Origin of the sequence: Paraburkholderia aromaticivorans, from assembly GCF_012689525.1 — a bacterium.
Lineage (GTDB): Bacteria > Pseudomonadota > Gammaproteobacteria > Burkholderiales > Burkholderiaceae > Paraburkholderia > Paraburkholderia aromaticivorans_A.
In genome coordinates this window covers 3,370,761-3,382,970 of the sequence record NZ_CP051515.1, presented here as the reverse complement: position 1 = coordinate 3,382,970, position 12,210 = coordinate 3,370,761, and the positions used below count along the sequence as shown (strand labels likewise).

Genomic DNA, 12,210 nt, shown 5'->3' with positions numbered 1-12,210 from the left:
CGGAACGCAGGAAGCCTGAGTGCTATAATAAAAGGTTTCCAGCGGGTTGTTTTTCAAGGGTTTTCCTAGCAAAAGCGAAAAGTTTTCCTAGCAAAGGCGAAAAGGCGATGCGATGGCAAAGACTGCGGGCGGAACGACGGGTGGAAAGAAAACGACGGACACAAGCTCCAGGGAGCCGACCAGAAAGGTCACCGAAGCCAGGTTAGTTTCTTCCGCCAGAAAAGCGTCTGCGGTCAGTGTTGCACCGGTTGCCGGGAAGAAGTCCTCGACCACTTCGGCTGCGCGAGCGGAGCCGGTCCAGGCGACGAAAGCTGTAGCAGTACCGGCCACGAAGGGGTCGGGTGTCAGAAGCGCAAGGGAAGCGGCTGCCGCGCAGGACGATGCGGCAGTGCGCGAGGTTCCAGTATCCACGGTTCAACCGGCTGGCGTCCACCAGCCGCGAGTCGAGACTACAGCCGGTACGGCGAACTCCATGACGAAAAAGCTGAACGAAGTACCCGTCGATGACGACGCAACCCAAAGCGAAGAAACCCCCGCGGCTGCTGCTCCGGCCAAGGTGGAAAAGGCCAAGGCTCGCGACCGTCGTGCAAAGGAAAAAGCGCTGCTGAAAGACGCTTTCGCGTCGTCACAGCCGGGCACGGTCGAGGAACTCGAGGAGCGCCGCTCCAAACTGCGCGCGCTGATCAAACTCGGCAAGGAGCGCGGCTTCCTGACGTACGCTGAAATCAACGACCACCTGCCGGACAACTTCACCGAGACCGAGGCGATCGAAGGCATCATCAGCACGTTCAACGACATGGGCGTGGCGGTGTACGAACAGGCCCCGGACGCTGAAACGCTGCTGCTGAACGACAACGCCCCGGCGGCTTCGTCGGACGACGAAGTGGAAGAGGAAGCGGAAGTCGCGCTGTCCACCGTCGACTCGGAATTCGGTCGCACCACCGACCCGGTCCGCATGTACATGCGTGAAATGGGCACGGTTGAACTGCTCACGCGCGAAGGCGAAATCGAAATCGCCAAGCGGATCGAAGACGGCCTGAAGCACATGGTGATGGCCATCTCCGCATGCCCGACCACGATCGCCGACATCCTGGCGATGGCGGAGCGCGTCGCGAATGAGGAAATTCGCATCGATGAACTGGTCGACGGCCTGATCGACGCCAACGCGGAAGACGCGGACGGCTTCTCCGCGCAAGAAGCGGAAGCGATCGAGAGCGAAGACGAGGAAGTCGAAGAGGACTCGGAAGAAGACGAGGAAGAAGACGACGGCACGGCGCAAGCTACGGCCAACGCAGCGCAGATGGAAGCGCTCAAGCGTGCGTCGCTCGAAAAATTCGCGATGATCAGCGAATGGTTCGACAAGATGCGTCGCGCGTTCGAGAAGGAAGGCTACAAGTCCAAGTCGTATCTGAAGGCACAGGAAACGATCCAGAACGAGCTCATGACGATCCGCTTCACCGCGCGCACCGTCGAGCGTCTGTGCGACACGCTGCGCGCGCAAGTGGACGAAGTGCGTCAGGTCGAGCGTCAGATCCTGCACACGGTGGTCGATAAGTGCGGCATGCCGCGTGCGGAATTCATCGCGCGTTTCCCGGGCAGCGAAACGGACCTCGAGTGGGCCGACAAGATCGTCGGTGAAGGTCATGGTTATAGCGCGATCCTCACGCGGAACATTCCGGCCATTCGCGAACAGCAGCAACGTCTGCTGGATCTGCAAGCGCGCGTCGTGCTGCCGCTGAAGGACCTGAAGGAAACCAACCGTCAGATGGCGGCGGGTGAACTGAAGGCCCGTCAGGCGAAGCGCGAAATGACCGAGGCGAACTTGCGTCTCGTGATCTCGATCGCGAAGAAGTACACGAACCGTGGTCTGCAGTTCCTCGACCTGATTCAGGAAGGCAACATTGGTCTGATGAAGGCGGTGGACAAGTTCGAATACCGTCGTGGCTACAAGTTCTCCACATATGCAACGTGGTGGATCCGTCAGGCCATTACGCGTTCGATCGCCGACCAGGCGCGCACGATCCGGATTCCGGTTCACATGATCGAAACGATCAACAAGATGAACCGCATCTCGCGTCAGATTCTGCAGGAAACCGGTCTGGAGCCGGATCCGGCAACGCTGGCCGAGAAGATGGAAATGCCGGAAGACAAGATCCGCAAGATCATGAAGATCGCGAAGGAGCCGATCTCGATGGAAACGCCGATCGGTGACGACGACGATTCGCATCTAGGCGACTTCATCGAAGACAACAACACGGTTGCGCCGGCCGACGCAGCTCTGCATGCCAGCATGCGCGATGTCGTGAAGGACGTGCTCGACTCGCTGACGCCGCGTGAAGCGAAGGTGCTGCGCATGCGTTTCGGTATCGAGATGAGCACCGATCACACGCTCGAAGAAGTCGGCAAGCAGTTCGACGTGACGCGTGAACGGATTCGTCAGATCGAGGCGAAGGCGCTGCGCAAGCTGCGCCACCCGAGCCGTTCGGACAAGCTGAAGTCGTTCCTCGAAGGGAATTGATCGAAGCTGGCGTTGGGTTGCAAATGATGTAGCGGTTTTGAAGGGGGCCTCGCGGTTGTTTCGCCGTAGCGAAGCGGTTGCGAAGGCCCCTTTTTCGTGTAGTATGTCGGCCAATCAACGAATAGGCCCGGCCTTCATGACCGGGTCTTTTTTCTTGGGCCGGACGCCGTGCTGGTTGCAGGCAGCGGACTCATAATCCGCCTCCGAAAGGACACCGTCGGTTCGAATCCGACCCGGCCCACCATCGATGCAAAGAAAGGGTTCCGATAATGTCGGAACCCTTTTTGTTTATATGGCGTGAAGCGGATATTGGGGCGCGGCAATATGTCACTTCCGTTCCGCTATTAATCTTTGCGCCACGGATCTCTATCCTGTTGGATGAAAGGTGTTCGTCGCTGTATGGGCTGCATTCATAAGCGCTTGAGATTGAACGCTGCGAATTCAAGCGAGCGTGTTGAGCAACCCATTTCGCGGCGCGGCAATATCGTCACTCCTCCCGCCCTTGCCGGCGCAAACTCCATTCGATTTAATCCGTCATCTTCGGGATCCGTCTCGTCATTTGCTGGCTTCCGTTTGGCGCTCTGGCGCACAGACTCCATCGCGATAGCGGCGCTAATCTGAGTACCAGTCGGCCCAAAGTCCGCTCAACGAGAGTGGCACGTCGTTTGCATGAGTTCGGCTTCCAAACCATATCAATAACGAGAACGACCATGCGACCCGACCACACCGCTACTGAGTTTGTCCAGACGCAACCCTTGTTGCCTACGCCGCTGGAAAGCGATTGCGGAAGCGCGCCGGAACGTCATACCAACGCGTTGGCGTGCGTCACGTTCTGTTTTGCCTGGCTGTTCGGGCTGGAGCCGTTCCTGACCGGGGCGACCGGCGAGATGCCGCGCTCGCGGCTCGATCGTCAATAGTCTCGTGACATAGCGCGGCGTACGCAGTCGTGCGATTCGGCGTTGAAAGTTTCTCCACACATTGGGGCAATTTCTACAGCCGGAAATCAACCGATCGAGACGATCACGCGAAGGCCCGGCAGTTCGGCCGCAGCGCCGGGACTTCGGGAATAGCCGTTGCGGGCTGAACGTTGGGAGACATTCCCATCCTCAGGACGCTCATCATGCAAACCGATCCCACCATCGACCCCGTCGCCGATCCCGCCAACCAGCCGCTCGATGAACCCGGCGAGCAACCGCGTCCATTGCCCGGCGTGTCGCCCGAAATCGATCCGCTCGCGCCGGGTGCTTCTCCCGAGGACGACGAGGCGCTCCGGCGGTCGCAAGACAAGGCATAAGGCCGTGGTTGTCGGGAACTAGGGAAACTCCGTGTAAAAAAATGGCACGCTCGTGCCGTTTAATGGAGGCGGAAGGCTGTTCGATGTTTGCCATCTGCTTTCAACACGGGTTTTTTGTCACGCGGCGGTTGGCGCCGCATTTCACCTCCGGGCAATGCCCGTGCTGAAGGCTTTCCTCTTCGACGCATGGGCTTTCTGAAGACACCTCAAAAGGTGCGGACTCGCACGACGAACTCCTTCAGACCGGCTGACGGCGGCGGGCTCTACGGGCACTTCCCGGGACTGCATGCCGTCACCCGTTCCGCGCGACAGGCACACAACAGGCTGCACATTCGGCGCGCGCACGGACCCTCACCGCTATCAAGCTGTTCTACTGCACAGCGCGAGAATAAAAGCACACCATCAAATTCATTCGCCCTCGCAAAAGAAGTTAATGATCAAGGCCAATTAACACGGGCTAATTCGGCCCGAGCAAAGCGACTGCATTAATTCAATTAAGTTCCCGCTTTTCCAAAATAAATTTACACCGGTCGAATATCTGCGGCCTAATTGCCTTATTTCCGGGCAATCAGACGCCTGTGATTTTTAATTGTTCCGACCCGATTACGTCAGGATTATTAAATGCTGTTGCATTCACACAACTGACAATATTGAGAAGTTGCAAATTACTTATGACCAGAGCAGGTGCGACATCCGTATGATTTCGCAATAAATGGTGAAAAAACAAAGACTTAATGCCTGCGGCAATTTGATTGTTGCTGATTTCGAAAAATCCTGTTGCGTGAATTGCCGGCGTCGCTACCAGGGCGTCCCCCTACACTCACGCTTCGTTCCAAGGGTGCCCGACCGATCCGAAACGGGTCGGTTAACAGGGCGGTAACAGGTGCGATGCACACGCTGCCGAGGCAGGCCCCGCTCCCCGCGTAAATTTATCGAACAGGAGTCCCACATGAAAAAGAGTCTCATCGTCGTTGCGGTTGCCGCATCGTTCGCCTCCGTCGCTCACGCACAAAGCAGCGTGACCCTGTATGGTCTGCTGGACGCGGGCCTGACGTACACGAGCAACGTCAACCACAATTCCAAGTGGGCAGCTGGTAGCGGCGGCATCAACCAAAGCATGTTCGGTCTGCGCGGTTCGGAAGATCTGGGCGGCGGTCTGAAGGCAATCTTCACGTTGGAAAGCGGCTTCAATATCAACAACGGCAAGTTCGCTAACAACAACGGCATGTTCAACCGTCAAGCGTTCGTCGGTCTGTCGAGCGCGCAATTCGGTACGGTCACGCTGGGTCGTCAATATGACGCAGCTCAAGACTACCTGGCACCGCTGACCGCAACGGGCAGCTGGGGCGGTACGTACTTCGCGCACCCGTTCAACAACGACAACCTGAACACGAACGGCGGCTACGCAGTCAACAACTCGATCAAGTACGCGAGCGCTAACTACGCTGGCTTCTCGTTCGGCGGCACGTACGGCTTCTCGAACCAGGCTGGCGCATTCGCAAACAACCGCGAATACAGCGTCGGTGCTGCATACCAGTGGCAAGGTCTGCACCTGGGCGCTGCTTACGCACAGCAAAACAACCCGGGCGCAGGTAACACGGGTGCTTCGGACGGTTCGTACGTCAACGCACTGGCAGGCAACGTCGGCAACTTCCGTCAACGTGAATTCGGCGCTGCGGGTTCGTATTCCTTTGGCCCGGCAACCGTTGGTCTGGCATGGACGCAATCGCGTTCGGACAACTTCCTGGCTGGCCAGCAATCGCTGCGCGCTAACAACTACGAAGTCAACGGCAAGTACAACCTGACCCCGGCTCTGGGCCTGGGCGTTGCTTACACGTTCACGGACGGCAAGGGCTACGGCGTTGGCGCGAACGGTGGTTCGGAGTCGGTGCGTTACCACCAGATCGGCGTGCAAGCTGACTACTCGCTGTCGCGTCGTACGGACGTCTACGCTCAAGCCGTGTACCAGCACGCAATGGGCGACGGCGGTGTCGCTTCGATCTACAGCGGCGACAACACGCAACTGCCGTCGTCGTCGAAGAACCAGACGGCTGCTACGGTCGGTCTGCGTCACCGCTTCTAAGCTTCAGCAGAAGCTGGTTGTTGTACGAAAAGGTGCCGTTCGCGGCACCTTTTTTTATGCGCGCGCGATTCGATGGTCGGCACCCGGCGTGAATGCCGGATGCCGCGCGCCTTGCAGGGCTCAGGTGGCCCTGCCTGGTTTAGAAAATCGTACGCAGACCGAGTGCAACGCCGGTCTGCTTGTTCTTGCCCGGCAATTCGACCGAGGCAGCGCCCGATACCTTGTCGAAATCGACCGTACCGTACACCTCGGTGCGCTTGGACAAGGCGTATTCAGCCAACGCCACCAACGTATAGCGATTGCCGCTGCCCCGTTGTCCGTTGCCGATCGCTGCATTGGACATGTGGTCGTAGTACGCCGCGCCCGTCAACGTGAGCGCGGGCGTCGCCTGCCACGTGACGCCGGCGAACGGACCGTTGTCGACGCGGCCCGAGCCCTTCAAGATATCGACGCCGGGCACGAGCGTCTGCTGCGCCAGCGCGCTGTCGACGAAACCCGTGTCGTCTTTCGAATGCAGATAGCCGACGTACACCTTCGCTGTGCTGAACGCGTACACCGCGTTTGCGTTGAAGATGGTCTGCTTGTGATTGCTGTTGTCGCTGTTCTGCTGCACGCCACCTGCGACGCTCAACGGGCCGGCCACATACGACAACGTGAAGCCGTACATCGTGCCGGCACCGAGATGGCCCGGCACCTGGCCGGAGAAACCGCCGGCGCCGGTCGATTCCGAGTTGGTGCCGAACGAGTACATCGCGGCCATGGTCAGGCCTTTGTACGTGCCGGTGTATTTCACGGCGTTGTCCGCGTAAAGCCCCGCGCCGAGTGCGCCCGGCAACCATGAGTTCTCGAAGTAGTTGCCGACCGTGAGCGGGTCGTAGGTGTCGCCGAGCAGGTCGAACAACGGCGTCTTCTGACGACCCAGCGTGAGCGTGCCGTATTGGCTGCTCAGGCCCAGATAGGCATTGCGGTTGAAGAGCCGCTGGCTGTCCGAGGCGGAGCCGTCCTGCAGGTTGATGCCGCTTTCCAGATCGAAGATCGCCTTCAGTCCGCCGCCCAGATCTTCCGAGCCGCGCAGACCCCAGCGGCTATTGGTGATCGCGCCGTTCGTCATAAACAGACGGCCATCGTTTTTGGCGTTGGAGTTGGTCAGATAGCGCACGCTCACGTCGGCGACGCCGTATAGCATGATCGAGCTCTGTGCCGAGGCGTGCTCGGAGGTCAACGCGAGGGTGGCGCCACCCACGATGGCGGCGGTCTTGAGGCGTCTTATTTGTCTCACTGGAATTCCTGCTATGCAGTTATGGATTATTCATTCGAGTCCAGCGCGTGCGGGCTGGCCATGCGCCGGCGCGCCGATGATAGACCAGCACCTTCGTCGCGCCAAAAGTCCTTTAGAGCGATAACTTATTGCCGTTTCTGACAATTATCCCGGCCTGTCTGACAAGAGTTAACCTTCGCGGAAGCGTGCTTCGGTTAGTCTGAAATCCATTGATTGATAGACGCTATTTCGCGGCGACGCCAGCCTGTATGCAGCGGCCGCGCGTTTTTACCGCATGGATAATTCCACTCGAAAGCCGCAGCCTCATTTGCCGACCACTTACGATCTCACTGACGAGCAATGGCATCGCATCGTGCCGCTGCTGCCTGAAATGAAGGCCCTTGGACCTCGGCGTGGGCGTCCCAGCATCGAGATCCGCTGGGTGGTGAATAGCGTGATGTGGGTGCTGCACGCGCGCGCGCCATGGAGCGCGATGCCGGAGCGCTACGCGGCGTATCAGACGGCGCATCGCTACTACCTGCGCTGGAAGAAGTCGGGCGTGCTGGCCGACATCGTGTTCACGCTGTTCGAGACCGATGCGATCCTCGAGCGGCCTGTCACGCGAAGGAGCGGCGTGCGTGCTGCATAGATCGCTGTTTCGCAACGACAAATAAAAAGGCTGTCACCGGATTCCCGGCGACAGCCTTATCTGATCGCTCAAGAGGTCTGCGGATCTTATGACCCGTATAACCCGATTACGCAGTTTGCTCGACCTTGAACACGGAGACGGCATGTCGCAGTTGTTCGGTCTGCTCATCGAGCGAACCGGCTGCTGCGGCCGCCTGCTCGACGAGTGCGGCATTGCGCTGTGTAACGTCGTCCATCTGACGGATCGCGAGATTGACTTCGCCGATACCTGAACTCTGCTCCTTCGAAGCCGCCGAGATCTCGTTCATGATGGCGGTCACGCGGCGCACCGCGTCGACCACCTCGCCGATCGTGCTGCCCGCCTTGCCCGCGAGCGTCGAGCCTTCGCCGACTTGCGCGACCGACTGGTCGATCAACACTTTGATCTCCTTGGCCGCTGTCGCGCTGCGTTGTGCGAGATTGCGCACCTCGCCCGCGACTACCGCGAAGCCGCGGCCTTCCTCGCCGGCGCGCGCGGCTTCCACCGCGGCGTTCAGCGCCAGAATATTGGTCTGGAACGCGATGCCCTCGATCACGCTGATGATCTCGCCGATCTTGCGCGAACTATCGGTGATGCCCGCCATTTTCTCGACCACGTCGTTGACCACCTGACCGCCGCGCGCGGCGATGCTCGATGCGTCGCTGGCCAGTTCGGACGCGGTCGCCGCATTGTCGGCGTTCTGCGTGACGGTCTTGGTGAGTTCGTCCATGCTGGCGGCGGTCTGCTGCAGCGACGCGGCCTGTTCCTCGGTGCGGCTCGACAGATCCAGATTGCCCGCGGCGATTTCTTTCGAGGCGACGGTGATCGTCTCCGCCGAGTTCTTGATCCGCGCGACGGTGGACGCGAGTTGATTGCGCATCTCGCGCAACGAGAACAGCAGGCTCGACGTGTCGTCACGGCGCAAGTCGATGCGAGTGGCCAGATCGCCGCGCGCGATCTGCATCGCAATCGAGGCCGCCGCGGAAGGCTCGCCGCCAATCGAGCGCGACACGCTGCGCACCACGCGCGATGCTACGAACGACACGATCAAGCCGAGTACCACCAGCATGCCGGCCGAGCGCGCGAGCGTCGTGTAAAACTGCGCCTGAATGTCATCCATGTAAGCGCCGGCGATGAAGTCCCAACCCCACGGGCCGAAGCGCTTCACATAGCCGATCTTTTCGCTGGGCGTCGTTTCGCCGGGTTTCGGCCACCAGTAGCGCAGGTAGCCGGCGCCGGCCGCCGAGCCGCCGGCCTGGGCGATGTCGTGGTACAGCGCGTTGCCTTTGGCGTCGCGGAAGCCGCTCATCTCCTTGCCGTTCAGCTTCGGGCTCATCGGGTGGTCGATCATGACCGAATCGCTGCGCACGATCGTCACGTAGCCGGAGGCGCCGTAACGTTGGGCATTGACGCGGGCAATGGCTTGTTGCTTCGCGTCGTCGACGGAGAGCTTGCCGGCGTCGGCCTGTTTCGCATAGTCGGCGACGATCGATGCCGCCATATCGGTGACGTCGGCCAGATCGGCGCGCCGTGCGTCCATTTGACCGTTACGTGCTTCGTACGCGTTCACAACGGTCACGATCAGGAGCGCGGCCCAGCACAGCAGCAACGGCACCCACAACTTCTGTTTCAGTGTCATACGGTTCATTATCGGATTCGACAATACGTTGAGCTCGGAATAGGGACGGGCTGCAATCTGCGCTGCATAGCTCGCATAACGGCGCGTGCGGCGCTTTCTTTATCCGGTTGCTCAAAAAACAGTCGAACGGCCGCGCGCAGGCGGCCGCCGAAACAAGCGGGGCATAAGGGGCTGGCAGGGCGTTGGGCGCTAGATCTGTTCCCGGCCGAACGCACCCAGGCGGTCGAGGTCGAGCACGTCGATCTGGTTGTACGAGAGGCGCAAAATCTGCAGCCGTTCGAGGTTTTGCAACGCCTGATTGATCCGCTGACGCGAAACGCCCGCCAACAGGCCGACTTCTTCCTGCGAAATGGCGAGCGTGCGGCCGGTGTCGGGATAGAGGTCCGGGTTGAACAATTGCGCGAGCGATTGTGCGACGCGCGCATCGACATCGAGCAGCCGGCTATTCTGGATCGACGCGATGAATTCGCCCATGCGGTTGTTCAACTGGCGAATCACGAAGCCGGTGAACGGCAAGCTCGACTCCAGCAGCGCGTGGAACGTCTCCGACGGCACGAACATGACCAGCGAAGACTGAATCGCCGCCACGTCGTATTTGCGCAGTTCACGCTTGATCACGCTGCCTTCGCCGAACCAGCCGCCGGGCGGCACGCCGGACAGCGTGCAACTGCGTCCCGAAGGGCTGTAGATGGCAAGTTTGATAAGGCCGGAGTGCACGCCGATCCAGTAGTCCGACGGCTCCTGGCGGCGCGCGATCCATGCGCCGCCTTCCAGATGCTCCGCGTGCGCGCTGGCGAGCACCATGGCCTGATGCTCGGCGGCGAGCGCCCGGAACCACGCACACGTGGCGAACAGGCCCGGCAGATCGGCGCGCGCGACCCGCTCCGGCCTGCGCGGGCGGGCATCGGCGGGGGCGGTGAGCGGAGCGTCGTTCATGGCAGCTTGCGGGTTTTCGGGCGGAAGTGAGTGCGGAGGCGCCAGGGCGCGCCACTCTGTCATTTGAATGACAGACAGTTCACCATGACCATTGTTAGCCTAGTTCATCAATCAGAATAATCGACGGCGCGGCCAGCGCCTCTGGAGACGATGCGATGAAACACATGTTCGAAGCAGGCCTCGAGCGCCGTGAGGCCAACTATGTCCCGCTCACGCCGATCGATTTCATCGTGCGCGCAGCGGAAGTCTACGGTGAGCGGCCGGCGGTCGTCCATGGGGAGATTCGCCGCAACTGGCGCGAAACCTACGAACGCGCCCGGCGATTAGCCAGTGCGTTGCAGCGGGCCGGCATTCAGCGTGGCGACACGGTCGCGGCCTTGCTGCCCAATATTCCTCCGATGATAGAGGCGCACTTCGGCGTGCCCATGGCCGGCGCCGTGCTCAATACGCTGAATACGCGGCTCGACGTGTCTTCGCTGTTGTTCATGCTGCGGCACGGCGAGGCGAAGGCGCTGATCGTCGATACCGAGTACGGCGAGTTCGCGCATCGCGCCGCGCTGGAATTCCCGGATCTGCGCGTGATCAGCGTGGCGGACGCGATGCCCGCCGATCCTTCGCAATTCATCCGCACAACGGACTACGAGGCGTTCCTGCAGTCCGGCGACCCCGAATTCGCGTGGGCCCCGCCGGCCGACGAGTGGGACGCCATTGCGTTGAACTACACCTCGGGCACGACCGGCGATCCGAAAGGCGTGGTCTACCACCATCGCGGCGCGTATCTGAACGCGCTCAGCAATATCCTCGAATGGGATATGCCCAAGCATGCGGTCTACCTGTGGACCTTGCCGCTATTCCACTGCAACGGCTGGTGTTTTCCGTGGACGGTGGCCGCGCGTGCCGGCGTCAATGTCTGTCTACGCAAATTCGATGCGAAGACGGTCTTCGATCTGATTCGCCGTGAAGGCATCACGCACTATTGCGGCGCGCCGATCGTGCAGAGCGCGCTTGCGAATGCGCCGATGGAATGGCGCGAGGGCATCGAGCATCGCGTGTCGACGATGGTGGCGGGCGCGGCGCCCGCTCCTGCGGTGATCGCGAAGATGAAGGAGATCGGCTTCGATCTTACGCACGTGTACGGACTCACCGAAACCTACGGGCCGGCCGCGGTCTGCGCGAAACAGGAGGAGTGGGAGACGCTCGACGACAGCGTGCGCGCCGAACTGAACGCGCGGCAAGGCGTGCGCTATCACCTGCAGGCCGCAGTGACCGTGCTCGACCCGGACACGCTAACACCCGTGCCCGACGATGGCGAGACGATCGGCGAGATCATGTTCCGCGGCAACATCTGCATGAAGGGCTATCTGAAGAACGAGCGCGCGACGGAAGCCACCTTCCAGGGCGGCTGGTTCCATACCGGCGATCTCGGCGTGCGAATGCCCGACGGCTATATCCGCATTCGCGATCGCAGCAAGGACATCATCATTTCCGGCGGCGAGAACATTTCGAGCATCGAGGTCGAAGACACGCTGTACCGTCACCCTGCGGTGTCTGTCGCCGCCGTGGTGGCGATGGCTGATCCGAAGTGGGGCGAGGTACCGTGTGCCTTTGTCGAGCTCAAGGAGGGTGCTCAGGTGAGCGCGGAAGAGATCATTGCGCACTGCCGGCTCTTTCTTGCGGGATACAAGTTGCCGAAAGCGGTGCGCTTCGGCGAATTGCCGAAGACATCGACGGGAAAAATTCAGAAGTTCGAACTGCGCGCGCGCATCAAGGCCGAAGAAAAGCCATGATGCGGTCGCGCGAGTGATGGTGTGGCGT

9 protein-coding genes and 1 tRNA gene are annotated in these 12,210 nt (G+C 60.6%); 7 read left to right on the top strand and 3 right to left on the bottom strand.

Annotated features, from left to right (window positions below):
* Positions 1-112: 112 nt before the first annotated feature.
* From rpoD to HF916_RS26920, 5 genes are all read left to right on the top strand, one after another.
* Entirely contained in the window at positions 113-2,518 is a 2,406-nt protein-coding gene (rpoD, locus tag HF916_RS26940) for an RNA polymerase sigma factor RpoD (protein ID WP_168791777.1), read from the top strand.
* Positions 2,519-2,674: 156 nt separating this feature from the next.
* Positions 2,675-2,762: transfer RNA gene (locus HF916_RS26935), tRNA-Ile, on the top strand.
* A 466-nt stretch (positions 2,763-3,228) separates the two neighbouring features.
* A complete protein-coding gene (locus tag HF916_RS26930; protein ID WP_168791776.1) occupies positions 3,229-3,435 on the top strand; it encodes a hypothetical protein in 207 nt (68 codons plus the stop codon).
* A 203-nt stretch (positions 3,436-3,638) separates the two neighbouring features.
* On the top strand, positions 3,639-3,812 hold the full coding sequence (locus tag HF916_RS26925; protein ID WP_168791775.1) for a hypothetical protein: 174 nt from the start codon (positions 3,639-3,641) through the stop codon (positions 3,810-3,812).
* 949 nt (positions 3,813-4,761) lie between these two features.
* Positions 4,762-5,895 carry a porin gene (locus tag HF916_RS26920; RefSeq protein WP_168791774.1) on the top strand — a complete coding sequence of 378 codons (1,134 nt, stop codon included), beginning with the start codon at positions 4,762-4,764 and terminating at the stop codon, positions 5,893-5,895.
* Between the two features lie 139 nt (positions 5,896-6,034).
* Here HF916_RS26920 and HF916_RS26915 read toward each other — a convergent pair whose 3' ends face one another.
* On the bottom strand, positions 6,035-7,174 hold the full coding sequence (locus tag HF916_RS26915; protein ID WP_168791773.1) for a porin: 1,140 nt from the start codon (positions 7,172-7,174) through the stop codon (positions 6,035-6,037).
* Positions 7,175-7,448: 274 nt separating this feature from the next.
* On the opposite strand from HF916_RS26915, the gene HF916_RS26910 reads away from it, so the two are divergent.
* Positions 7,449-7,802: a transposase gene (locus HF916_RS26910; RefSeq protein WP_168791772.1), complete on the top strand. Its 354-nt coding sequence runs from the start codon at positions 7,449-7,451 to the stop codon at positions 7,800-7,802.
* 106 nt (positions 7,803-7,908) lie between these two features.
* On the opposite strand, the gene HF916_RS26905 is transcribed toward HF916_RS26910, so the two are convergent.
* Together HF916_RS26905 and HF916_RS26900 are read right to left on the bottom strand one after the other, a co-directional pair.
* Complete coding sequence (locus HF916_RS26905; protein ID WP_168791771.1) at positions 7,909-9,468, bottom strand: methyl-accepting chemotaxis protein; 1,560 nt, start codon at positions 9,466-9,468, stop codon at positions 7,909-7,911.
* Between the two features lie 180 nt (positions 9,469-9,648).
* Complete coding sequence (locus tag HF916_RS26900) at positions 9,649-10,458, bottom strand: Crp/Fnr family transcriptional regulator (protein WP_431311419.1); 810 nt, start codon at positions 10,456-10,458, stop codon at positions 9,649-9,651.
* A 92-nt stretch (positions 10,459-10,550) separates the two neighbouring features.
* On the opposite strand from HF916_RS26900, the gene HF916_RS26895 reads away from it, so the two are divergent.
* A complete protein-coding gene (locus HF916_RS26895) occupies positions 10,551-12,182 on the top strand; it encodes an acyl-CoA synthetase (protein WP_168791769.1) in 1,632 nt (543 codons plus the stop codon).
* Positions 12,183-12,210: the final 28 nt, after the last annotated feature.